Consider the following 23874-nt stretch of genomic DNA (forward strand, 5'->3'; position numbering starts at 1 on the left):
TTCTGTTTGTTGGCCGGTCACAGGCGTGCGGCGAGCGCTTGCAGCGCCAGCGTGTAGCCGAGCGGCCCAAAGCCACAGATCATGCCGACAGCGACCGGCGCGACCATGGAGACGTGGCGGAACGGTTCCCGCGCGTGAATGTTGGAAAGGTGAACTTCGGCAACCGGCAATGGCGCGATCGAACGGATGGCGTCGTGGATTGCGATCGAGGTATGGCTATAGGCGCCTGGGTTGATGACGATGCCGGCGGCTTTGTCGCCGGCCTCCTGGATCCAGTCGACGAGATCGCCCTCATGGTTCGACTGACGGAAATCGATCTCGATCCCAAGCGACGCACCTGCCTGCTTGCAGTCGTCAGCGATGGCGGCAAGCGTCTTGCCGCCATAGATGCCCGGCTCGCGCTTGCCGAGTGCGTTGAGATTGGGACCGTTCAGGACAAAAACCGTTTTCAAAAAAACCGACCTTTTCCGGCGCCGGCATCAAGCCGGCGCGCTGGGCCTCTATACCGGGCATAGTCGCCCGCGGAAAGAGCGCAAGTGCGTTCTTTCACTGTCCACAACAGGCCGAAATGCGCCCGTGAAGAAAACCGCTTGCCGCTCAAAGCGCGGCTTTCGCCGCCTCGATCTTTTCGGCAAGCACTTCCTGCCCGAGCGCCCCGAACACGACCTCGTTGCCGACGACGTAGGACGGGGTTCCGGTGATCTGCAGTTTGTTGGCAAGATCGTAAGTTTTGGTGAAGGCCTCGGTGATCGATGGGTCCTTCATCTTCTCGTGCAATGTCGCCTCGTCGGCGCCGAGCGAAAGCGCGATCTTGATCGCGGTTGCCTCGGTGGCGCGCCCCTGGCCGCCGAGCAGCGCATTGTGGAACTCGCCGTATTTCTCCGGCATCATCAGGTGAAACGCCATCGAGACGACGCTCGCCTTCTGCGAATCCGGGCCGAGGATCGGGAATTCCTTGAGCACGAAACGCAGGTCCGGATCGGACTTGGTAAGCGCCCGCATGTCCTCGATGGCGCGTTTGCAGAAGCCGCAATTGTAGTCGTAGAACTCGACGATCGTGACCTTGCCGTTCGGGTTGCCGACGACGCCGTCGAAGGTGGAATTGAAGATCTGGTCCTTGGCGTTCTTGATGACGCCCAGTGCCGCGAGCCGCTGTTCCTCCTTCTGCTTGGCCTCGAGCGCGTCCTGCACTTCCAGCAGCACTTCCGGATTCTTCAGGAGATAGTCGCGGATGATTCCCTCGACCTCGGTGCGGTCGATTTTGGTATCGGCCGCCGTCTGGACAGGCTGAGCCGTCTGGACAGCCTGTGCCGTTCCGGCCTTCGCAACCTGCGGACTGCCGGCCACAAAACCGAAAGCCAGCATGGCAAGGGCGACCGCAACCCCCGTGGTGCCCAGCAGCAGTGCCTTTTTCATCGTTGTCGTTCCTTCTGCCTGTTTTCCGGTCTAGCTGTGTCGCAGCACGCGGCCGGAAGGTTCATGAGATTACTGGCTCTTGCCTGACGATTTGTAGTTTATGATGTCCTGGGCGCGTATCCAGCGCGGCTCGCCGCGCTTCATCTGCTGTTGCGCCCGCATGGCGAAGATCTTGGCATCCTTGTAGTTGCCGGAATAGAAATGGCCTTCGGCGGTGGCAAGCTCCGCGCCCGGTATGTCTCCCAGCTCCCCGTAAGCCTGCGCCAGATAACGATATCCGGTGGAGTTTTCCTTGTCGCGGCCCAGGCCATTGTTGATCTGCACGACAGCTTTCTTCAGCGAGTCTGGCGTGCCGACCGCCATCAGCGCCTGGCCAAGCGAGACAGGCAGCAGGCCGGACCGTGCCGGGTCGAGGCTGACCGCTTTGGAATAAGCGTCGGCAGCATCCGCGGGCTTGTTGGCTTTCATCAGAATATCGCCGAGCAGCTCCTGGAAGTAGGCATTCTTGGGCTGCGCCTTGATCAGGGCGTTGGTCTTGGTGAGCGCCGCGGCGATGTTGCCGTAGAGATAGGCCGACTGGGCATCGCCATACAGCGCCGCCATGCTGCCCCGCATCTTTTGCATCAGCCGCGTCGCGGCGGCCTGGCCTTCCATGTAGACGGCAATCTTCACCCGCATCATGTCGTGGCGCTGCTGCAGTGCCGGCGCGTCGATCTTGTCGACATTGGGGCTCTGTTTGACCAGCACCTCGAGGTTGGCGATGCGGTCCTGCGGCATCGGGTGGCTGATCCGGTAGGGATCGACCTGCGCGCCCGACAGCGACAGCGCGGTCTGGAAGCGGTGGAAGGTCTTCAGCATGCCCATGCCGGACTGGCCGGTGGCATTGAGATAGGTGATGGCCGAGCGGTCGGCCGTGATTTCCTCGGTGCGCTGGTAAGCGAGGATGCTGCGCTGCGCCATCTCGCCGCCGCCGGCCGCCACGCCCATGCCGGCGCCGGCAAGGCCGCGGCTGTTCGTGGTCGCACCGGCAACGATCGCGCCGGCACCGAGCAAGGTGGCGATGATGGCCATGGTCTTGGCGCGTTCGAGCTGGTCGCGCAGCTTCTGCTGGTGGCCGCCGGCGATATGCCCGGCTTCGTGTGCGATGACGCCGATGATTTCGTTCGGCGTCTCAGCCGTCATCAACGCGCCGGTGTTGATGAACAACCGGCGCCCGGTGACGAAGGCGTTGAAGCTGGAATCGTTGACCAGCACGATGTCGATGCCGTCATTCGCCAGCCCGGCGGCCCTGAAGATCGGCCGTGCATAATCGCGCACCAGGGCTTCGATCTCGGCGTCGCGGACCACTGGCACGCCTTGGGCGAAGGCGGTCTGCGAACCCGCAACCGCAACCGCGGCGGCAAGCGAAACCGTTGCGAATACACGCGCTGCCCGGGCAATCGTCGATCTGGGTCGGCTCAACATAATGTGTCCACTGGTAGACGAGCGGGCGAAAGATGAAAAGTCGGCGCCTGAAAAACTTCCTCAACTTGTGATCCTCACATCAATCGGGCATTTGTGCGGCGCATGCGTCAGGACCTGGCGCGCTCAATCCTGGGGACAGGGGTAAAAATGGTCGTTTCGCTCTCCCATCGCGGCAATGTCGAGCCGTTCCACGCCATGGATGTGCTGGCCGAAGCGAACCGGCTGAGGGCTCAGGGCGTGCCGGTGATCTCCATGGCGGTCGGCCAGCCATCCGATCCAGCGCCGGCTCGGGTTCGCGCCGCCGCCGCCAAGGCGCTGGAGGTTGGACGCATAGGCTATACCGACACCTTGGGTCTGGCCCCGCTGCGCAAGGCGATCGCCGGGCATTACGCGGATCATTATGGCCTCGATGTCGACCCCGGCCGGATCGCGGTGACCACCGGATCGTCGGCGGCCTTCAATCTCGCCTTCCTGGCGATGTTCGACCCGGGCGACCGGGTCGCCATCGCCGCGCCCGGCTACCCCGCCTATCGCAACATCATGGCAGCCCTTGGCATCGACGTGGTCGAAATCGAGCTCGGCGACGCGGCTTATCTGCATGCTAGCCATCTGGAAGCCGCGCATCGCGAGGCGCCGCTGAAGGGCGTGCTGTTTGCAAGTCCGGCCAATCCGACGGGCGCCGTCATCCCAGTCGACGAACTGGCGACGCTGGTCGCCACGGCGGAATCGCTCGGCATCGCCGTCATTTCCGATGAGATCTACCATCGGCTGGCCTATGGCGCCCCCGACACCACGGCACTCGCCTTCAGCGGCAGCGTGACGGTTATCAACTCCTTCTCGAAATACTACTGCATGACCGGCTGGCGCATCGGCTGGATGGTTTTGCCGGAAGAACTCGTGCGGCCGGTCGAGCGCATCGCCCAGAGCCTCTACATCTCGCCGCCGGAGCTGTCGCAGATTGCGGCGATCGAGGCTTTTGCCGCAACCGAGGAACTGGAGGCGGTGAAGGGACGCTATGCCTGGAATCGCGAGCTCTTGATGAAGCGTTTGCCGGAGCTGGGTTTTCCCCTGGCGGCGCCCATGGATGGCGCCTTCTATGCCTTTTGCGATGTCACCCGGCACAGCAATGACAGCATGGTCTTCGCCCGCAGGATGCTGGCCGAGGCGCATGTTGCAGCGACACCCGGCCGCGATTTCGACACCAGGGCGGGGCATCTCACGATGCGGTTTTCCTATGCTGGCAGCCACGACGACATGGTCGAGGCGATGGCGCACATCGAACGCTGGTTGAGGTAGCGTCATGCCGGAAGTCGAACAGGCCCCCAAACTTGATCAAGCATTGGCGGAAGTCGCGGCGGAAATGGCGGAACGCACCGATCGCGGCGATGTGGCGACCTATATTCCCCAACTGGGCAAGGTCGACCCGAAGAAATTCGGCATCGCGGCCGTTACCAATGATGGCCGCACGCTCGTGGCCGGCGATGCCGACCAGGCGTTTTCGATCCAGAGCATCTCGAAGGTGTTCACGCTGACGCTGGCGCTCGGCAATGTCGGCGATGCGCTGTGGAAGCGGGTGGGGCGCGAGCCCTCCGGCAACCCGTTCAACTCGATTGTCCAGCTCGAGCATGAGAACGGCATTCCGCGCAATCCGTTCATCAATGCCGGTGCCATCGTCATTTCCGACATCCTGCTTGCCGGTCACCAGCCGCGCGAGGCGATCGGCGAGATACTGCGCTTCATCCAGTTCCTCGCCGACGACGAGACGATCATCATCGACCGCGAGGTCGCGGCTTCCGAACGTGCCACTGGCTACCGCAACTTCGCGCTCGCCAATTACATGAAATCCTTCGGCAATCTCCATCATGCACCGGAACTGGCGCTGGGCGTCTACTTCCACCATTGCGCCATTGCCATGAGCTGCCGGCAATTGGCAATGGCCGGCCGCTTCCTCGCCAATGGCGGCAAGAACCCGGCGACCGGGCATTCCGTGGTGTCGGCGGAGCGGGCGCGGCGCATCGGCGCCATGATGCTGACCTGCGGCCACTATGACGGCTCTGGCGATTTTGCTTTCCGCGTCGGCATCCCCGGCAAGAGCGGCGTCGGCGGCGGCATATTGGGCATCGTGCCGGGTGTCGCCTCGCTCGCCGTCTGGTCGCCCGGCCTCAACGCCAACGGCAATTCCAAGCTGGGGTCGATCGCGCTGGAAAAGCTCGCCAGGATGATGAACTGGTCGATCTTCGCGCCGTAGAAACGTGACCTGCCGATAAGAAAAATCCCGCGCCGTTCATTTCGATCGGCGCGGGATTTTTTGTCAAAGATTCAATTCAACGATTTGAAAAGCTCAGAAAAAGCCTTTCCGCTGCCACCAGCCGGCACGCTTCGGCTTTTCTTCGGTCTTGACTTCAGGCTCATCGGCGACGGTCGAGGAAACCACCGGTACGACAGGCGTATCAGCGGCTGCCGCCTTGCGGCGCGATGGCCGGGCCTTCGGCGTCTCCTCGGCGGCCGCTGCCTCGTCCGATGCCGTGGCTGGCGTTTCGGCGGATGCCTGCACGGCCAGTTCCGCGGTCGGCTCCTCGGCGACGGCTTCGGCGGCCGCCTTCTTCGGCTTGGCTGCGCGACGCGGTTTCTTGGGTTTCTCGGTGCTTGGCACCTCGTCGCTCACGGTAGCCGCGGGTTGTTCGACGGCGGTGGCAGCCACTGGCTCGATCGACACAGGCTCGCTTACCGAAGCGTCAGCTTCGGCGGGCTCGGTCGTTTCGCCGGCTTCCGCCTCGGTCTCGCCTTCACCGTCTTCGCGACGGTTGCGCTTGCCGCCGCGCTTGCCGCGTCGACGCTTCTTGCCCTGGCCATCGTCGGGCGCTTCCGCCGTTTCGACGGTCCCGGTTGCGGCGACCGCAGCCTCGTCGTCTACCTCGGCATCGCCATGGTCCGCCGCGCCTTCCGACGCGGAGAAACCGTCATCGGACGTGGCGAGGGAAGCGCCGTCGGTCGGGGCGCCATGCTCGCGGTCGCGGTCCTTGCCGCCACGCCGCCTGCGGCGCTTGCGGCGTTTGCGATCGCGGCCTTCGCCGTCCTCGCCGGATTTGGGCTGCTGATGCTGTGGCTGCTGGGCGTGGCGCGGCTGTTCGGCCTGGGCCGGCGCCTCGTCCTCCTCCTCGGCGACGACGATCTCGTCCTCGGGCTCTTCCGGCTCGACATAGGCCGGCAGGCTGCGCACCTCGACGAAACCTTCCGGCTTTTCGGCCAGCGCGCCGCGGAAGATCGCGTAGTGCTGGGCACCGACCGCATCGTCTGCCTCGATGGTGATCGTCAGGCCGAAGCGGCTTTCCAGTTCCACCAGCGTGCCGCGCTTGTGGTTGAGCACGTAGAGCGCGGTCGCGGCCGGCGTGCGCACCGTGATGTGGCTTCGCGAGTCCTTGAGCAGGAACTCCTCGATTGCCCGTACCACCATCAGCGCCACCGACGAATCGGACCTGACATGGCCGGTGCCGCCGCAATGCGGGCACGGCTTCATGGTCGATTCCAGCACGCTGGCGCGGATGCGCTGACGCGACATCTCCATCAGGCCGAAATGCGAGATGCGGCCGACCTGGATGCGAGCACGATCGTTCTTGAGGTGATCCTTCAGCCGCTTCTCGACGGAGCGGTTGTTGCGGTTCTCCTCCATGTCGATGAAGTCGATGACGATCAGGCCGGCAAGGTCGCGCAGCCTGAGCTGGCGGGCGACTTCCTCGGCTGCTTCCAGATTGGTGTGGAGCGCGGTGTCCTCGATCGAGTGCTCCTTGGTGGAACGGCCCGAATTGACGTCGATGGCGACCAGCGCTTCGGTCTGGTTGATGATGATGTAGCCGCCGCTCTTCAGCGTCACTTGCGGTTGCAGCATGCGGTCGAGCTGCGCCTCGATGCCGTTGCGCACGAAGATCGGCGTCGTGTCGCGGAACGGCTGAACCACCTTGGCGTGGCTCGGCATCAGCATGCGCATGAAATCCTTGGCCTCGCGATAGCCCTCTTCGCCGGAGACGAGAATCTCGTCGATGTCCTTGTTGTAGAGGTCGCGCACCGAGCGCTTGATCAGGCTGCCTTCCTCATAGACGAGGGCAGGGGCCGTGGACTGGAGCGTGAGGTTGCGCACGTTCTCCCACAGCCGCATCAGATATTCGTAGTCGCGCTTGATCTCGGCTTTGGTGCGGCTCTCGCCTGCGGTGCGCAGGATGACGCCCATGCCTTGCGGCACTTCGAGATCGGCGACGACCTCCTTGAGGCGCTTGCGGTCGACCGCGCTGGTGATCTTGCGCGAAATGCCGCCGCCGCGCGCAGTGTTCGGCATCAGAACGGAATAGCGGCCGGCGAGCGACAGATAGGTGGTGAGCGCCGCGCCCTTGTTGCCGCGCTCTTCCTTGACGACCTGCACCAGCAGGATCTGCCGGCGCTTGATCACTTCCTGGATCTTGTACTGGCGGCGCACCGGCTTGCGGCGATTGCGCACTTCCTCGAGCGCGTCCTCGGCGCCGACCGATTCGATCTCATGATCGTCTGGATGGGAAGAGGATACTTCCTCCAGCATGCCGCGATCATTGTCGGTGGAGGTGGCTTCGCTGCCCTGTTCCGCCTGCGGGATGGGCTCGGAAATCACGTCGCCTTCGACGGACGCGGCGATCGACTTGGGGGGGCCGTCGTTGGTCTCGCCTTTATCCTGTTCGGAAGAAGTCTCGTCCTGTTCGGATGCGTCGGCGTATTCCGAGGCGTCGGATGCGTGTTCCGTGGTCCCGGAAACGTCAGCCATGTTCTCGGCGACAACATCCGGCCCATTGTCATCTGGCCCATTGTCGTTGTTTTCGTCTGCCTCGCCGGCGGCTTCGCTTGCCTCGCCGGATTCGGCCGTGCCGGCATCGCGCCTGTTTTCACCACGGTCGCGGGGCTTGCCGCCGCGCCGGCGACCGCGCCGTCCACGATCCCGGCTCTGGCGATCATCGCCTTCGCCGTCCTCGTTCTCTTCGTCCTCGGCTTCCTGCGCTTCCGCGCGCAGCAGTGCCTGACGGTCGGCGACCGGAATCTGGTAGTAATCGGGGTGTATTTCACTGAAGGCGAGAAAGCCGTGACGGTTGCCGCCATATTCGACAAAGGCTGCCTGAAGGGAAGGTTCGACGCGCGTTACACGGGCGAGATAGATATTTCCTTTGAGCTGCTTCTTGTCCTGGGATTCAAAGTCGAATTCTTCGATACGGTTACCGCGTACGACGACTACGCGTGTTTCCTCCGGGTGGGAGGCGTCTATCAGCATTTTGTTGGGCATTATTTCGTTTCCTCCCGGCAGCCGTCAGCCGCAGCTTGCAAGGCAAAGCCCGCTGCTGCGTTTCTGGTGTGTGGGTGCCGGATGTCTGAATGTCCGCCGGACGCTGCCTGCGTGTCATGGCGGTGCCGCCCGCAGCCATATTGGCGCGGTTTGATGCGGACCTTTCCATGATTGCGCTTGAAGCCATCGTCACCAGCAGAACCTTTTGAACCAAAGCCCGGAAACCGGACCAGCTTGTTTGCTCATACAGAGCCGGCGCGGGAACAAACCCGGGCCGTTTTCCTCACGCAGGCGATTCCCCCGCCACGGGAGCACACCTGCGAAATTCGTCGCAATCACCTGAAGCCTTTTCGCGTGAAGCGAAAGGAGCCGCCTTTCATCTGACCCTGTAGCAGGAAGCTGCGGAGGAGGGCGGTTCCAGGATTGCAGTGATCCACCATCGCTTTTATGATTTGGCGGGTTGGAAGGCAACCCCGATTTCCGATGCCGGCAAAAAGCAGTTCCGTAGCGTAAGCCTGGCCCCGTCCTTGCGTGAAAAGGCTTGGTTAACCTTCTCTGGATACCAATCGTTAATCGAGCTCGCGGCCTAACCGGCATGTTGACGAAACGAACCGGCGCCTGGCGCCAAACCGGGAGCGACTGGAAGAAAGATGGGACTGGCGGACTTCACAGACAAGGGATGTCGTGTTGGCGGCCAGGTTCTCCGTGCCTTCTGTCTCCTGCTGCTGGTGGCGATTTCCCAAGTCTTTTCCCCTGAAGCCTTTTCCATGGTTGCCAATGCGGCCGACGCTCCGCTCATGGCCAAGGGCTACAAAATGGCCGGCGATGCCACCAAGATGCGCATCGTCATGGATTTCGATCGCGAGCCTGACATCAAATGGTTCCTGCTGCGCGGACCCAATCGCCTTGTCATCGATCTTGCGAACACCCGATTTGCCATCGATGCCAAGGATCTGAAGCCGCGTGGCCTGGTCAAGGGCGTGCGGCTCGGCGAGCTCGGCGAGGGCGTCTCGCGACTGATCCTCACCGGCAAGGGGCCGTTCGCCGTCGACAAGCTCGATGTGCTCAAGAACGAGGACGGAACCGGCTACCGCCTTGCCGTCGACATGTCGGCGGCCTCCGAACGTGAGTTCGACGCCGCTCTTGCCAATCAGGCGCTGACCACCGGTTCCACGGTTTCGACCGACAAGGGCGGCCGGGTCGGAACCGGGCCTGTCTCCAATCCAGGCCACCGATTCACCATCGTCATCGACCCCGGCCACGGCGGCATAGACGGCGGTGCCGAAGGTTTGAACGGCACCATCGAGAAGAACGTCACGCTGGCCTTTGCCACGGAGCTGCGCGACAAACTCGCGGCCGCCGGCCGATACGATGTCTTCATGACCCGGGATACCGACGAATATCTGCGCCTCGACGACCGAGTCCGCATTGCCCGCCAGCATGAGGCCGATCTTCTGATTTCGATTCATGCCGACACGATCAGCGTCAAGGGCATCCGCGGCGCCACCGTCTATACCGTCTCCGACAAGGCCTCCGATCCGGAAGCGCAGGCGCTGGCCGACCGTGAAAACCTGTCCGACCAGTTCGCCGGCATGGTCATCAAGAACGACAGCAAGGAAGTGACCGACATCCTGATCGACCTGATCCGGCGCGAGACGCACACCTTCTCGATGAGTTTTGCCCACACATTGATCGGTCAGCTGTCGACCAGCGTCGGTCTTATCAACAATCCGCAGCGTTCGGCCGGGTTCAAGGTGCTGAAGGCCCCCGACGTGCCGTCCGTGCTGGTCGAGCTCGGCTATCTCTCCAATGCCAAGGACGAGGCGCAACTGCTTGACGCCGAGTGGCGCGGCAAGGCAGCGCAAAGCATCACCAATGCCGTGGCATTGTTCGCTTCCGCGCGTGCCGGGGCTGGAACCGGAGGTTGACAATGCCCGGCGGCGCCTGCAACCAGAGGCGGCGTTGCGCGATGACAACACCCTGCGCTTTTATTTCGAGCTTGCGGCTGCGAAATCAGGGCTTGCCGTATTTTGTCCACATGGTGGCGACATGGGTTTTCGATTACGGGTTGGGACCGGCTCGAAAGCTTGCGTGAAAGGCGGCTTCGTTTAGGAAATTCCCGAACCAAGGACTGGAGCGGGTATGATTCGTCTCATTGGCTATTTCTTCGGCATAGGCACGACGCTGGCCCTCCTGACCGCGGCGGGCGTTGCCCTCTACATCGGCCATGTAGCGAAGGATCTGCCTGACTACGAAGTGCTGGCAAAGTACGAGCCTCCGGTGACCACCCGCATCCATGCCTCGGATGGCGCGCTGATGGCCGAGTACGCGCGGGAACGGCGCCTGTATTTGCCGATCCAGGCTATCCCGGATCGCGTCAAGGCTGCCTTCCTGTCGGCTGAGGACAAGAACTTCTACAGCCACCCCGGTGTCGATATAACGGGCTTGGGCAGAGCGGTTATCACTTACGTTTCGGGTGGCCCCATGCAGGGCGGCTCGACGATCACCCAGCAGGTTGCCAAGAACTTCCTGCTCACCAACGAGCGTTCCCTGGAACGCAAAGTCAAGGAGGCCATCCTCTCGTTCCGCATCGAACAGGCCTATTCCAAGGATCGTATCCTCGAGCTCTATCTCAACGAGATTTTCTTTGGCTTCAACGCCTATGGCGTTGCCGGTGCGGCACTGACCTACTTCGATAAATCGGTGAACGAGCTGACCGTGGCCGAGGCCGCCTATCTGGCATCGCTCCCGAAAGGTCCGGCCAACTACAATCCCTTCAAGCACGCCGACCGGGCAATTGAACGGCGAAACTGGGTCATCGGCCAGATGGTCGAGAACGGTTACGTGACGCCTGAAGAGGGCGCAAAGGCGAAGGCCGAGCCGCTTGGCGTTGCTCCGCGCCGCAGCGGCTCCTACCTTTTCGCCGGCGAGTATTTCACGGAAGAGGTTCGTCGGCAGATCATCGCCCGCTATGGCGAGAACGCGCTCTATGAGGGCGGGCTGTCGATTCGCACCACCCTTGACCCGAAGGTCCAGCTCATCGCCCGCAAGGCGATGCAGAATGGATTGATGAAATACGATACTTTGCGTGGCTATCGCGGGCCGTTGAAGACGATCGATGTCTCCGGCGATTGGGGTGTGCCGCTGGGCGCAGTCAAGGGGCTGGAAGACGTTCCCGAGTGGTCGCTGGCCGTCGTGCTCGACAGTTCGGCGTCCGGGCTGTCGATCGGCCTGCAGCCCGCACGCCAGGCGTCGGGCGATATCGTGAAGGAACGCGTCGAAGGCACCGTCAGCAAGGAAGACATGGGCTTTGCCATGCGCCATGTGGTCGAGGGCAAGACAGTCAAGGCCAAGTCGCCGGCCGACGTGCTGAAGCCGGGCGATGTCATCTTCGTCCAGAAGAACGACGGCTCCGACAATACCTACAGCTTGCGCCAGGTTCCCGAGGTGGAAGGCGGACTGATCGCCATGGATCCGCACACCGGCCGCGTGCTGGCCATGGTCGGCGGCTTCTCCTATTCGCAGTCCGAATTCAACCGCGCCACCCAGGCGATGCGCCAGCCGGGTTCGTCATTCAAGCCCATCGTCTATTCGGCCGCACTCGACAATGGCTATACTCCGGCCTCGGTGATCATGGACGGACCGATCACCATCCAGAGCGGCAACACCACCTGGACGCCGAAGAACTATGACGGCACCGTCGCCGGGCCGGCAACGCTCCGCTCCGGCATCGAGAAGTCGCGCAACCTGATGACGGTGCGGCTTGCCAACGACATGGGCATGAAGCTGGTCGTCGAATATGCCGAGCGCTTCGGCGTCTATGATCATCTGGCGCCATATTTGCCGATGGCGCTGGGTTCGGGCGAGACGACCGTCATGCGCATGGTTTCGGCCTATTCGATCATGGCCAATGGCGGCAAGTCGATCAAGCCGTCGCTGATCGATCGTATCCAGGACCGCTACGGCAAGACCGTGTTCAAGCAGGACGAGCGTGGCTGCGAAGGCTGCAACGCTCCTGAATGGAAAAACCAGCCCGAGCCGGAACTGGTCGACAATTCCGAGCAGGTGCTCGATCCGATGACCGCCTACCAGATCACCTCGATGATGGAAGGCGTCGTCCAGCGCGGCACCGGGGCCACAATCGGGGAACTTGGCCGCCACATCGCCGGCAAGACCGGCACCACCAACGATGAGAAGGACGCATGGTTCATCGGCTATACGCCGAACCTCGTGGTTGGTCTCTACATGGGCTACGACACGCCGCGCGGCCTCGGCCACGGCGCCACCGGCGGCGGTCTTGCCGCCCCGATCTTCAAGGACTTCATGCGTGTGGCGCTGGACGGCACGCCCAATGTCGACTTCAAGGTGCCTGACGGCATGAACCTGATCGCCATCAACCGCAAGACCGGCATGCGCTCCTCCTCGGGCGATGCGGGCACCATCATCGAGGCTTTCAAGCCGGGGACCGGCCCCGCCGACAGCTACTGGGTGATCGGCATGGGTGCCGATGGCTCCAACGCCTCGGGCGGCGCGCTGTCGCCGCAGGCCAACCAGGCCATCCAGGACGGCGGCGGCGGCCTTTACTGACGAATTCACGCGTCCAGTTGGGCCTGCCTCCGGCTGGCCCATTTCGCTTTACACATGGCGGCACCGTCCCTATGTATCGCGCCGACCGAAGCGTCATTTCAGCAACAGGACAAAACATCAGGCCATGCGCGCGGAAACGCAGAATATCGTCGACGAGATCAGGCAGGCGATAACCCTGCTGAGGAGGCATCTTTGACTGGGATCAGGCCATAAAGCGGCTTGAATACCTGAACGTGCGGGCCGAGGACGCCAGTCTCTGGAACGAACCGCTGGAAGCGCAGAAGCTGATGCGCGAGCGCCAGGGCCTCGAAGAAGGCATCGCGGCGGTCAAGGGCCTGACCCAGGCGCTGGAAGACAATATCGGTCTCATCGAGCTCGGCGAGGAAGAGGGCGACGAAGGCGTCGTCGCCGAAGCCGAAGCCGCGATCCGTTCGATGCAGGGCGAGGCCAAGGCCCGACAGGTGGAAACGCTGCTCTCGGGCGAAGCGGACGCCAACGACACTTATCTCGAAATCCATGCCGGCGCTGGCGGCACCGAGAGCCAGGATTGGGCCTCGATGCTGTTGCGCATGTACACGCGCTGGGCCGAGCGCCGCCGCTTCAAGGTCGAGGTGCTGGAAGTGCATGACGGCGAAGAGGCGGGCATCAAGTCCGCGACCTTGCTGATCAAGGGCCACAATGCCTATGGCTGGATGAAGACCGAATCCGGCGTCCACCGCCTGGTGCGCATCTCACCCTATGACAGCAATGCGCGCCGTCATACGTCCTTCTCCAGCGTCTGGGTCTATCCTGTCGTCGACGACAGGATAGAGATCGACGTCTCTGAATCCGACGTGCGCATCGACACCTATCGTTCATCGGGTTCGGGCGGCCAGCACGTCAACACCACCGATTCGGCTGTGCGCATCACCCATATCGCCACCGGCATCGCGGTCGCCTGTCAGGCAGAACGCTCGCAGCACAAGAACAAGGCCAAGGCCTGGGAAATGCTGCGCTCGCGCCTCTACGAGGAAGAGCTGAAGAAGCGCGAAGCGGTGGCCAATGCCACTGAGGCATCGAAGAGCGACATCGGCTGGGGTCACCAGATACGCTCCTACGTGCTGCAGCCCTATCAGCTGGTCAAGGATCTGCGCACCGGTGTCGAAAGCACCAGCCCCTCGAGCGTGCTCGACGGCGACCTCGACGACTTCATGGAAGCTTCGCTATCGCAACGCATCGAGGGCGGCGCGGGCGAAGCGGTGGCGGATCTGGATTAGGCTGCTTGCGCGGGCAATGATCGCGAGCCGGTCGCAAAAGCGGACGTATTGTCGTGCGGCGCCCGGTGTTGGTCTCAAGTGTTCGCCGGTGCGGCGCGACAAGTCGTGGTGATTGGGTCCCGACTCGGCATATCACTCTGGTGCGGGAAGGGGCTTTTCTTCCTCCCAAAGCGAGCGCGGCGCATGTTCGCCGTTCGGCCGGCTGCTTATACCTTCTTCGGCTGCAGGGTGGCTGATTTTCCTTTGCGGACGATCGTCGGCACTGTCACCGGCAATCAAGAGCATGTGATTGGATTTGAGCGGCTGGAACCACTCCGGGCCAATCCCGTTGTTTGCATGCCCCGCCTGCCGGGAACTTACCTGGCTTGAATCTCGTCAGCGGTAGCAGTGTGTTATGGCGTGCGCCCATATCTGGGTGCAGCGGCTTCTTGCGCCGACCAAGGAATCAGCCCAGCATCCGAATGCTGGGAGACAAAAAGCATTTATGGCCGGACGCGGCATATCTGCGACTGATGATCCGGCCACTGGGAAGACACGTTCCGGGAACGGGCAGGCGAAATGCTTGACGCTCGAAAGGAACGTCCCATGTCTGCTGCCACGCCCAGATCGGCCCGAGCCGTTCAACCGGTCGGCCGACTTATGTTTTCTCTGTTTGCCGTCGCGATGTTCGCGCCTGCGGCCTTTGCTCATGACGCCAAGCCCACCGCGGCAAAGCCGCAGGGTTGGAGCTATCCGTTCGCCTGCTGCGCCAACTATGACTGTCGTGCCACGCACACCGGCGAAGTGCTGGAAAAGCCCGAAGGCTACGTGATTGCCGGTACCGGCGAAGTCGTTCCGATGACGGACAAGCGCGTCAAGGACAGCCCTGACGGCGAATTTCACTGGTGCGCGCATCAGGCCGGTCTCGATGCCGGCAAGACTATATGCCTGTTCGTGCCGCCGCGCTCATTTTGAGACGCGCCGACAGTTGAAGTGCATTGGCGCAAAGGCTGCTGACGGCCAGTTGTCAGGATCGCTTCTTTATGGTGCCTTGCCGCTTGGGCGGCGGACAATGGAGAGGTGATATTCATGGCCATCAAGGGAAGCTGCCACTGCAAGGCGACGATGTTCGAGGTGTCGGAAGCGCCGCAGACGGTGACGCAATGCACCTGTTCGTTCTGCTCGAAACGCGGCTCGCTTTGGGCCTACTATACCCCATCGCAGTTCAAGCTCGTCACGCCGCTGAAGAATGTTTCCTTTTATCAGTGGGGCTCAAAAACCGTAAAGCATGGTTTTTGCGCAACCTGCGGCTGCGGCACCTTCACCGAAACGCCGGACTGGTCGACCGGCGAGCCGGATTTCGACAATCCGAAGATCAGCGTCAACGCGCGGCTGTTCGATGATTTCGATCTCGATAAAGTCGAAGTGGTGGTCATTGACGGCAAGAATCTCTGGTAGCCACACCGGGCGGCCAACCTGGATAATCGGCAGGCGCTTTTCCCGTTCCGTTTTTCGCCGCATTTCATGCTACAAGTCGCGGCAAGGGCTGATTTGGCGCCATCGTAAGGCGTGACTTGGAGAGGGACCATCCTATGAAGAAGACCGTGCTCGTCGTTATGGCGACGGCTCTGCTCGTGACCGCGTGCACCACCACCGATCCGTATACGGGCGACCAGAAGATTTCGAACACGGCGGCAGGCGCGGGCCTTGGCGCTCTGGCCGGTGCCAGCCTTGGTCTGCTTGCCGGCGGCAATGACCGCCGCAATGCCTTGATCGGCGCCGGCATCGGCGCGCTAGCCGGCGGCGCCATCGGCGCCACGATGGACCAGAACGAGGCGGAACTGCGCCGGCAGCTCGAGGGCACCGGCGTCAGCGTCACCCGCAGCGGCGACCAGATCATCCTCAACATGCCGTCCGACATCACCTTCAACACCGACCAGGACGCGGTGAAGCCCGGCTTCTATCAGGTGCTGAATTCGGTGGCGCTGGTGCTCAAGAAATTCAAGCAGACCACGGTCGACGTTTTCGGCCACACCGATTCGACCGGTGGCGACCAGCACAATTTCGACCTGTCGCAGCGCCGTGCACTGGCGGTCGCCAATTATCTCTCCGGCCAGGGCGTCGATCAGCGCCGCTTCGCAGTCACCGGATTTGGCAAGACGAGGCCCGTCGCCTCCAACGCCACGGCCGAGGGCCGGGCCCAGAACCGACGCGTCGAGATCCAGCTTTCGCCGCTCACCTGAGCAGGGCCGTGTTTGTCACGCTAAACGGCCTCCATTGGGGGCCGTTTTCCAGGCGTATACTGGCGCTGCTAGTTTCGTGACAGCAGTCAAATAAAATTAGCAATATCTAATAATTTCTTTTCCGCAGCCGTGGAAAGGATTAGCATCGCCGCTGTTCCAAAGGGGATGGGGCGGTTTAATCGGCCGCGCAATCAACGTCTTTGCCGCCGCCTCGGTCTTGCACGGCCAGATCATGAAATCTGGGAGGAATGCATGACAAGAACAGCCAGCCTTGGGCGCTGCGGCGTCCTCGCTTTGACAGGTGTTGTAGGTGCATGGTTGGGCCTCGCCACGGCTCATGCCGAGGACGCCAACAAGGCCGACATGGACGCGTTGAAAAAATCGCTCGCCAAATATCAGGACTACACCGCCGCCGTCCGCGATCTCTATCTCTCGACGGTCGGCTGCGTCTACTACAGCGGAGAAAAGATACCCGGCTCCATGGACTATCCGAAAGGCGCCATGGGCATCCACTTCGTCAACGTTCCAAGCGTCGGCCAGAAACTCGACCCGATGAAGCCCAACGTCCTGATCTACGAGCCGACCAAGAAAGGCCTGAAGTTGGTCGGCGTGGAATGGCTGGTGCCGCTAACCCCGGACATCAAGGCGCCGCCGAAGCTGTTCGGTCAAACCTTCATGGGCCCGATGGAGGGACATTATCCGCTCATCCCGAAGGAGTTCGTCCACTACGATCTTCACGCCTGGCTCGATGACAATCCGAACGGCATGTTCAGTCCGACGAACCCGAAGGTGAAATGCAACAAGGCCGAGTTTCCGATGCTGGAAAAACCGACCAAGATGATGTCCGGGCCGATGTGAACTGGAGCGGACCAGCGTTCGCCTGAATCGCCCCACCTGCTTGTTTCCACGCAATTCGCGACGGAAGAGCGCTACGCGGCTTTTCCTCGAATTGCTGTCGGCTGCAGGGCAAAAAAGAAGGCAAGCCGGCCCTAGGCGGCTTGCTGGCTGGAATCAGACCTTGGCGACGATGCGCATGAAGGCCGGCATGTCGTCGCCGAAGCCGACCGTGGCGTCGTTGTCTTCCTGATGGTGGCGGGCAGGGCGGTTGTTGCTGCGCTGCGGCCTGGTGTCACCGCGCTCAGGGGCGCGGGGCTCATTGCGGTCGGACGATTTGCGCTCGGTGTTTTCCGAGCGGATTGCATCCTTGCGCGCGCGCCGTTCGACAATATCGGCCGTCTCGGCCACATCGGGCTGCTCCTGCGGCTGAGCAACCACGGCCGAGGCATCTTCCTCGCTGTGTCTGCCGCGACGCTCGCCGCTCTTCTTGCGCCCGCCCCTGTCGTTGCGGTCCTCGTCCTTGCGGCCGGCGCGGCGTGGCGCGCCTTTGCCGCGGCGCGGAGCATCGTCCTCGCCTTCGCTGGCAACCACCGTCGACAGGTCGCCGTCATGCCACTCGATCTTGGTCCCGATCAGCCGTTCGATGGCGTCGATATACTTGGTGTCGGACTTGGTCGCGATGGTGAAGGACTTGCCGGAGCGTCCGGCGCGGCCGGTGCGACCGATGCGGTGGACATAGTCCTCGGCATGGATCGGCACGTCGTAGTTGAAGACATGGCTGACATCGGGAATGTCGAGGCCGCGCGCGGCGACATCCGAGGCGACGAGATAGCGCAGCTTGCCGTCACGGAAATTGGCCAGCATCTGCATGCGCGCGCGCTGGTCCATGTCGCCATGCAGCGCACCGGCATCGAAATCATATTTCAGCAGCGAGCGGAACAGCTCCGAAACCTCGATCTTGCGGTTGCAGAAGATGATCGCGTTCTTCAGCTCCGCATCCTCGGCCTTGATCAGGTTGCGCAGCGTTTCACGCTTGTCCCAAGGCTTCGAGCCCGATTTGACCAACCGCTGGATGATGTTGGTGGCCGCCGAAGCGGCCTTGGAGACCTCGACGCGCACCGGCGCATGCAGGAATTTTTCCGTCAGCTTGGTGATCTCTGGCGGCATGGTCGCCGAAAAGAACAGCGTCTGCCGGGTGAACGGGATCATCTCGCAGATACGCTCGATATCGGGAATGAAACCCATGTCGAGCATACGGTCCGCCTCGTCGATGACGAGGATCTCGACGCCGTTGAGCAGCAGCTTGCCGCGCTCGCGATGGTCGAGAAGACGGCCAGGCGTAGCGATCAGCACATCGGCGCCGCGCTCCAGCTTTTTGTCCTGTTCGTCGAACGACACCCCGCCGATCAGCAGCGCGATGTTGAGCTTGTGGTTCTTGCCGTATTTGACGAAGTTTTCTTCGACCTGCGCGGCAAGCTCACGCGTCGGCTCCAGGATCAGCGTGCGCGGCATGCGGGCGCGGGCACGGCCCTTTTCCAGCCGGGTCAGCATCGGCAGCACGAAGGATGCGGTCTTGCCAGTGCCGGTCTGGGCAATGCCCAGCACGTCCTTGCCGAGCAAGGCGTGCGGGATCGCACCAGCCTGGATCGGCGTCGGCTGGAGATAGCCGGCATCGGTGACTGCGGAAAGCACCTTCGGCGACAGGCCGAGGTCTGAAAAGGTCAACGCTTCTTGAGCGATCGTCGTGTCTGAGGACAAGTGTTGCTGTCTTTGGCTGGTTCGGGGAAGCGCAACGTCATTCGTCGCGGCAAGCGCCACGCGCCTGCAAGATTGGTATTGCGATTAGGCGCAAGCCCGCGATTTGTCAACAGAAACGGGTAGGATTGGCGCGATTGTGAAGTTGTAACCTTAATCGCGATGCTTAATCCGGCCTCCTGTCACTGTGCCGGCTCAGTAACGGAACTGTTCGGCCAGGATGCGTTCGTTCCAGGAGTGGTTGGGATCGAACAGCAAAGTCGCGGTGGCCGTTGGCGATTCCCGCACCGTGACCGAGGTCACCGCCTTGACCTCCGTGTGGTCGGCGGCCGCGTTCACCGGCCGCTTTTCCGACTCCAGAATGTCGAAGCGCACGGTCGCCTTGTTGGAAAGCAATGCGCCGCGCCAGCGTCGCGGACGAAACGGGCTGACCGGCGTGAGCGCCAAAAGCGGCGCGTCGAGAGGCAGGATCGGGCCGTGCGCGGAAAGATTATACGCGGTCGATCCGGCCGGCGTCGCGATCATGACGCCGTCGCAGTTCAGTTCCTCGAGCCGTATTTGGTCATCGATGCTGATGCGGATCTTGGCCGTCTGGTAGGATTGGCGCCACAGCGCCACTTCGTTGATCGCCAGTGCCGTGACGTGTTCGCCATCCGAGGTGGTTGCCAGCATCTCCAGCGGGCGGATCGTTTCGGCGACCGCCGCCGCGATGCGCTCGGTGAGCCCCCCGGACCGGTATTCGTTCATCAGGAAGCCGATGGTGCCACGGTTCATGCCGTAGACCTTTTTTCCCGTACCCATCGTGTCGCGCAATGTTTGCAGCAGAAAGCCGTCGCCGCCCAGCGCCACCACGACGGTCGCCTCGGCGACCGAACATTGGCCATAGCGCGCCGACAGGCTATCCAGCGCCGCCTTGGCGTCTGCTGTGTCGGACGAGACGAAGGCGATGCTGTTGGTGGCTGTGCTCATGGCTCCCCGATCGCGACCGATTGGCGCCGGCAGGTTCTGGCGCCAGCGCCGGGGTAGCATGGGGCAGGCACGTCTGCAAAGAGAGCCTCTGTCAGCCCATGAGGCGAGGGTGCGGCAGGACCGGCGCACCAGCCGGTCGCGGTTGATGTCACGGCGCGAGCGAATGTGATGGTTAAGGCCGGGCTTAAGGTCTCGTAAAGCCGGATCGATCATGTTAGCCGGCATGGGTGGCGTGGGGCGCCCGCAGCACGACCTTGTCACTTCGGGACGCAAAGGACGCTGCGGCAGTTCAGATATGCGTGCATGAACCCGCGGTTCTCGATGCCAGGGGATATGCGCCAGCCAGACGAGGCCGACATATTGCCGGTAGCACGCCTGATCATCGTCTTTCTCATGTTGGGAAGTTTCGCGCTTGTCTTCGCAGAACTGGTGCGCCAGTCGGAAGAAACGAGCGCCAGGCCGATCCCCACGGCGTCACGTTGCGGCGATGCCGCCGGCATGCCTTGCCCGCAAAGGGCGCTATAGGTCAAACACCGCATCGATCCGCACCAGGGGATCCGGCGTACTTTCGAATGGTTCAGGAAGCGGATAGCCGCCGATGGCAAATCGCCGGCGACGACCTGAAAACCGGAGATTTGCGGCTTCAGAACCCGGCCCGTCATGTCGAACGCGAGACGGAATCGAGCCGACCGGCGAAATAGGGCTCGAGCACGGTTTCGAAGACCTTAAGGGCGGCGCCGATCGCCTGATGCATATCGAGATAGCGGTAGGTTCCCAACCGTCCCCCGAGGTGCAGGTTTTTCTCCGCACCCGCCCGGTCGAGATAGCGGCGATAGACCGCCTGATCCTTGCGCGTGTCGATCGGATAATAAGGCTCGTCGGCGCGGCCTGCGAAACGGGAATACTCGCGGCCGATGAGCGTCTTGGCGCTCCCGTGCTGGCGCTCCGGGTTGAAATGCCGGAATTCGACCACGCGGGTATAAGGCACGGCCTCGTCCGCGTAGTTCATGATCGCCGTGCCCTGATGGTCCGGCGTGTCCATGACCTCCAGATCGATATCAATGGTTCGCCAGCCGAGTTCGCCTTCGCTATAGTCGAAGTAGCGGTCGATCGGCCCGGTGTAGACGACCGGCAGGTCCTTCGGCAGCAAGGACTTGATGTCGAAGAAGTCGATGCCAAGCCGTGTTTCGATAAGCTCCTGCGCCAGCATCTTTTCGAAGATCGCCGTGTAGCCGTCCACAGGCTGGCCCTGGAACCGGTCGTTGAAATAGCCGTCCTCGAATGTGTAGCGAACCGGCAGGCGCGCGATGATCTGCGCCGGCAGTTCGCGCGGATCCGTCTGCCATTGCTTGGCGGTGTAACCCTTGATCAAGGCCTCGTAGAGAGGGCGGCCGACCAGGGAGATCGCCTTCTCCTCAAGATTGGCCGGCGGACGGTCGCCAACTTCCGTCGCCTGCTCGGCAATCATGTCGCGTGCCTCGTCCGGACTTAGCCGCCTGCCGAAGAACTGGGACATCGTGGCAAGGTTGATCGGCAGCGGATAGACCTTGTCGCGATATGTCGAGAATGCACGATGGCGATAGGCGGTAAAACCGGTGAAGGCACGCAGGTAATTCCAGACCTCCTCGTTGGATGTATGGAACAGATGCGGTCCGTAGCGATGGATCTCCACACCGGTGACAGGATCTTGTTCGGTGTAGGCATTGCCGCCGATGTGCCGGCGCCGGTCGATTACCAGCACGCGTCGCCCGAGTTGCGTGGCGATGCGCTCGGCAAGCGTTGCACCGTAAAAACCAGCGCCGACAATGAGGATTTCGGCCTTGCCCAGCAGGGTCCTGTCCATTCGCGTATCCGAACCTTAGGGCTTGAGAATTATTTGGGACAGGTCGACGGACTTGGAATACTGCCTGCGCAGAAGGCGCCATAACAATTCCATCAATCGATTCGCCTGGCGAAAGGCTTTCCTGTCCAAGAGATAATCGGCCACCATACGCAGGCCGATCATGGACTTCGACCGCCAGCGCCGGCCTTTTCGATCGACGGCCTCATAGGACAATGGAAAAAGCTCGCCAAATCCATATTGCGACGCCAATTGGCGATATTCCTTGTCGGGCGTTCTTCCTGACTCGAGCATCGCTGTTTTCAGGTGAGCTCCCACCGGCCGGGTGTGGCGGACCGGCAAGGCGTCGAACACGGCAGATGTTCCACGGTTTTCTTCGGCAAGCCTGGTCCACAACAAGTCCAGACCAAAACCGCTCATGGAGTGTTTGAACAGAGGCAGCATCTTGGCCGCTACATCGGCTCTCAGGCAGGGGGCCATGATCTCGATCGTGTCTACCAGGCGAAACTCGAAGCTCCTGCAGTGGAGGAACGGGAGGTGGGAATAATAGCTGTCCAGCGTCAGTGACGGCTGGCCGATATGGAGGCCAAGCCGGCGCATGTTGGCGAACATCGCCTCGATGGTCGCCCGGTCTGCTTCCAGATCGTCGTCCGGCAGCCAGACATACTGGTAGCGGTCAAGAAGTTCGGGCTGTTGGCTCAGCAGAGCATGGATGCCATCCCATTTGCCGCCCCTGTAGTCGACTCGGTTTTCAAGCGGCAGCCGAAACGCAGATGGATCACTTCCGAAGTAGCTGACGATCAAATCAAATTCACAATTGGGATCGTCCGCCCCCCATCCACGATGGAGAGATTTGTCGCCTGCCCTGACTATCACGAGATTGCGGTGTGTGGTGTTCGTCAAAGTCCTGCTTCCGACACTCATACCCTCAATCCGGGTCCTCGGCGAGCCCTACACGAAAGCAAGTTGAATGCGAAGGGCATGAGGAAGATCTCCTGGCGTTACCTGAGCACGATGTCTTGCCGGCATAACGGGTGTATTTAAACGTCATGACGATTCGTCGTGTTTTGAGGCGAATCCAATGGGGCAGGGGCCTGTCATGTCAACAGCTATTGCCCGAACGAGCGTTCTGATAATCAAGCTTCGCTTATATACGGGACTCTGATTTTACAGGAACCAGGAATTCTATGAAACTGATCGTTGTCACCCCGGCCGGTCGTGAGAAATATCTGCGTCTGCTTGGCCATCATGTTTTGAAAAACCCCGATGTGCATGAGTGGCACCTCTGGGACAACTGTCGCAACGAGGCTGACCGGGCCTATCTACAAAGATTGGCGGCCTCCGATCCGCGTTGCAAGATCAAGCGGCTTCCACATGCCGATGGCGGGATCAACGTCATCGGCGATTTCTATCGCTTTTGCGACGATCCCGGTGCTTTCTACCTACGCCTCGACGACGATGTAGTTTTTGTCGAGGACGGCTTCTTTCGAAAATTCATGGCAAGGGTCATGGCCGAAAGGGGATCGGCCATCTGGTACGCTCCGTTGATCGTCAACAACGCAATCTGCAATTCGCTGATCAAGCAGCTTTCCAGGGTGCGGGTGGATGGCCCGCTTACCTGTCAGGCGTCATGCGAATTCTCCTGGGCGCATGCGACCTTTCCGCAGGCCCTACACCCGGTGTTCATTGAAGCTGTGCGCTCCAATCGGCTCCAGGATTTTCGCGTGCCGGACCGGGAGATCAGGCTGTCACGCTTTTCGATCAACGCAATCGGTTTTTTCGGATCGGACATTGTCGGTCTCGGAGAGCACTTTCAACCGCGCGGCGACGAGGAAGAGTGGTTGTCGGCGACGCTTCCGGCCAAGCTGGACCGGCCGGGCAAGATTTTCGGTGACCTGCTCGTCGCGCATTTCAGCTTCTATACACAGGAACGCCAGTTACTGCGCACCAACATTCTCGAAGGTTATTATGAGCTCGCCGGCCTGGCTCCCCCTGTCTACGAAAAACCGCCAGTCGGCTGGAGGGAGCAGCTGAGGCAATGGAGGAGACGCCGCAGGGGATCGGCGCCACCGCGCTATACAATCTCGCTTCCGGCACCCATTCCCGAGTGACGCACTGGCTCCGGCCGTTCGTGTCGCGAGCCGGTCGCCCACTGTGTCACCATCAGCGCACTGCGAGGGGTGGTGACGGGCTCGTGCCGCCCAGGCCTTCCCACGCCATTTCGACTTGATG

At 61.8% G+C, this 23874-nt stretch carries 19 protein-coding genes; 10 read left to right on the plus strand and 9 right to left on the minus strand.

The genetic code is table 11. The features are described from left to right. Positions 1 to 17 precede the first annotated feature (17 nt). From aroQ to FJ936_RS19145, 3 genes are all read right to left on the minus strand, one after another. Positions 18 to 452: a type II 3-dehydroquinate dehydratase gene (aroQ, locus tag FJ936_RS19135; RefSeq protein WP_015318037.1), complete on the minus strand. Its 435-nt coding sequence runs from the start codon at positions 450 to 452 to the stop codon at positions 18 to 20. A 145-nt stretch (positions 453 to 597) separates the two neighbouring features. Next, a complete protein-coding gene (locus FJ936_RS19140) occupies positions 598 to 1416 on the minus strand; it encodes a DsbA family protein (protein WP_140792535.1) in 819 nt (272 codons plus the stop codon). Positions 1417 to 1485: 69 nt separating this feature from the next. Continuing rightward, complete coding sequence (locus FJ936_RS19145) at positions 1486 to 2880, minus strand: M48 family metalloprotease (RefSeq protein WP_015318035.1); 1395 nt, start codon at positions 2878 to 2880, stop codon at positions 1486 to 1488. A 147-nt stretch (positions 2881 to 3027) separates the two neighbouring features. On the opposite strand from FJ936_RS19145, the gene FJ936_RS19150 reads away from it, so the two are divergent. Together FJ936_RS19150 and FJ936_RS19155 are read left to right on the plus strand one after the other, a co-directional pair. Beyond that, a complete protein-coding gene (locus FJ936_RS19150) occupies positions 3028 to 4176 on the plus strand; it encodes an aminotransferase class I/II-fold pyridoxal phosphate-dependent enzyme (protein WP_140792539.1) in 1149 nt (382 codons plus the stop codon). 4 nt (positions 4177 to 4180) lie between these two features. Beyond that, entirely contained in the window at positions 4181 to 5128 is a 948-nt protein-coding gene (locus tag FJ936_RS19155; RefSeq protein WP_015318033.1) for a glutaminase, read from the plus strand. A gap of 93 nt (positions 5129 to 5221) precedes the next feature. Here the strand turns inward: FJ936_RS19155 and FJ936_RS19160 are convergent, their stop codons facing one another. Next, positions 5222 to 8176 carry a ribonuclease E/G gene (locus FJ936_RS19160; protein ID WP_140792541.1) on the minus strand — a complete coding sequence of 985 codons (2955 nt, stop codon included), beginning with the start codon at positions 8174 to 8176 and terminating at the stop codon, positions 5222 to 5224. A gap of 650 nt (positions 8177 to 8826) precedes the next feature. On the opposite strand from FJ936_RS19160, the gene FJ936_RS19165 reads away from it, so the two are divergent. From FJ936_RS19165 to FJ936_RS19195, 7 genes are all read left to right on the plus strand, one after another. After that, complete coding sequence (locus FJ936_RS19165) at positions 8827 to 10104, plus strand: N-acetylmuramoyl-L-alanine amidase (protein WP_140792543.1); 1278 nt, start codon at positions 8827 to 8829, stop codon at positions 10102 to 10104. Between the two features lie 214 nt (positions 10105 to 10318). Continuing rightward, entirely contained in the window at positions 10319 to 12763 is a 2445-nt protein-coding gene (locus tag FJ936_RS19170; protein ID WP_140792545.1) for a penicillin-binding protein 1A, read from the plus strand. A 124-nt stretch (positions 12764 to 12887) separates the two neighbouring features. Beyond that, positions 12888 to 14019 (plus strand): peptide chain release factor 2 gene (gene prfB / locus FJ936_RS19175; RefSeq protein WP_015318029.1). Its coding sequence is split into 2 segments (ribosomal slippage): positions 12888 to 12953 and positions 12955 to 14019, totalling 1131 coding nucleotides; the frame shifts between segments, so codons are not numbered across the junction. A 585-nt stretch (positions 14020 to 14604) separates the two neighbouring features. Continuing rightward, positions 14605 to 14973, plus strand: a complete 369-nt coding sequence (locus FJ936_RS19180) for a hypothetical protein (RefSeq protein WP_015318027.1) — start codon at positions 14605 to 14607, stop codon at positions 14971 to 14973. Between the two features lie 114 nt (positions 14974 to 15087). Then, positions 15088 to 15456 carry a GFA family protein gene (locus FJ936_RS19185; protein ID WP_015318026.1) on the plus strand — a complete coding sequence of 123 codons (369 nt, stop codon included), beginning with the start codon at positions 15088 to 15090 and terminating at the stop codon, positions 15454 to 15456. Between the two features lie 134 nt (positions 15457 to 15590). Next, positions 15591 to 16241 (plus strand): OmpA family protein, encoded by a 651-nt coding sequence (locus FJ936_RS19190; RefSeq protein ID WP_015318025.1) that lies wholly within the window; start codon positions 15591 to 15593, stop codon positions 16239 to 16241. A gap of 252 nt (positions 16242 to 16493) precedes the next feature. Further along, complete coding sequence (locus tag FJ936_RS19195) at positions 16494 to 17099, plus strand: hypothetical protein (RefSeq protein ID WP_015318024.1); 606 nt, start codon at positions 16494 to 16496, stop codon at positions 17097 to 17099. A 153-nt stretch (positions 17100 to 17252) separates the two neighbouring features. On the opposite strand, the gene FJ936_RS19200 is transcribed toward FJ936_RS19195, so the two are convergent. The 5 genes from FJ936_RS19200 to FJ936_RS19220 form a co-directional block, all read right to left on the minus strand. Further along, on the minus strand, positions 17253 to 18836 hold the full coding sequence (locus FJ936_RS19200) for a DEAD/DEAH box helicase (protein ID WP_181171181.1): 1584 nt from the start codon (positions 18834 to 18836) through the stop codon (positions 17253 to 17255). Positions 18837 to 19028: 192 nt separating this feature from the next. Further along, on the minus strand, positions 19029 to 19802 hold the full coding sequence (locus tag FJ936_RS19205; RefSeq protein WP_041163462.1) for an NAD kinase: 774 nt from the start codon (positions 19800 to 19802) through the stop codon (positions 19029 to 19031). Positions 19803 to 20059: 257 nt separating this feature from the next. Next, positions 20060 to 20464 carry a hypothetical protein gene (locus FJ936_RS30545; protein ID WP_181171457.1) on the minus strand — a complete coding sequence of 135 codons (405 nt, stop codon included), beginning with the start codon at positions 20462 to 20464 and terminating at the stop codon, positions 20060 to 20062. After that, on the minus strand, positions 20461 to 21645 hold the full coding sequence (gene glf / locus FJ936_RS19215) for a UDP-galactopyranose mutase (protein WP_015318020.1): 1185 nt from the start codon (positions 21643 to 21645) through the stop codon (positions 20461 to 20463). The genes FJ936_RS30545 and glf overlap by 4 nt, the downstream gene beginning before the upstream one ends. Positions 21646 to 21660: 15 nt before the next feature. Then, positions 21661 to 22545: a hypothetical protein gene (locus FJ936_RS19220; RefSeq protein WP_141906860.1), complete on the minus strand. Its 885-nt coding sequence runs from the start codon at positions 22543 to 22545 to the stop codon at positions 21661 to 21663. 284 nt (positions 22546 to 22829) lie between these two features. Here FJ936_RS19220 and FJ936_RS19225 point away from each other — a divergent pair, with 284 nt between their 5' ends. Continuing rightward, positions 22830 to 23753: a hypothetical protein gene (locus FJ936_RS19225; protein WP_140792549.1), complete on the plus strand. Its 924-nt coding sequence runs from the start codon at positions 22830 to 22832 to the stop codon at positions 23751 to 23753. Positions 23754 to 23874: the final 121 nt, after the last annotated feature.

Origin of the sequence: Mesorhizobium sp. B2-4-13 (genome assembly GCF_006658535.1) — a bacterium.
Classification (GTDB): Bacteria; Pseudomonadota; Alphaproteobacteria; order Rhizobiales; family Rhizobiaceae; genus Mesorhizobium; species Mesorhizobium australicum.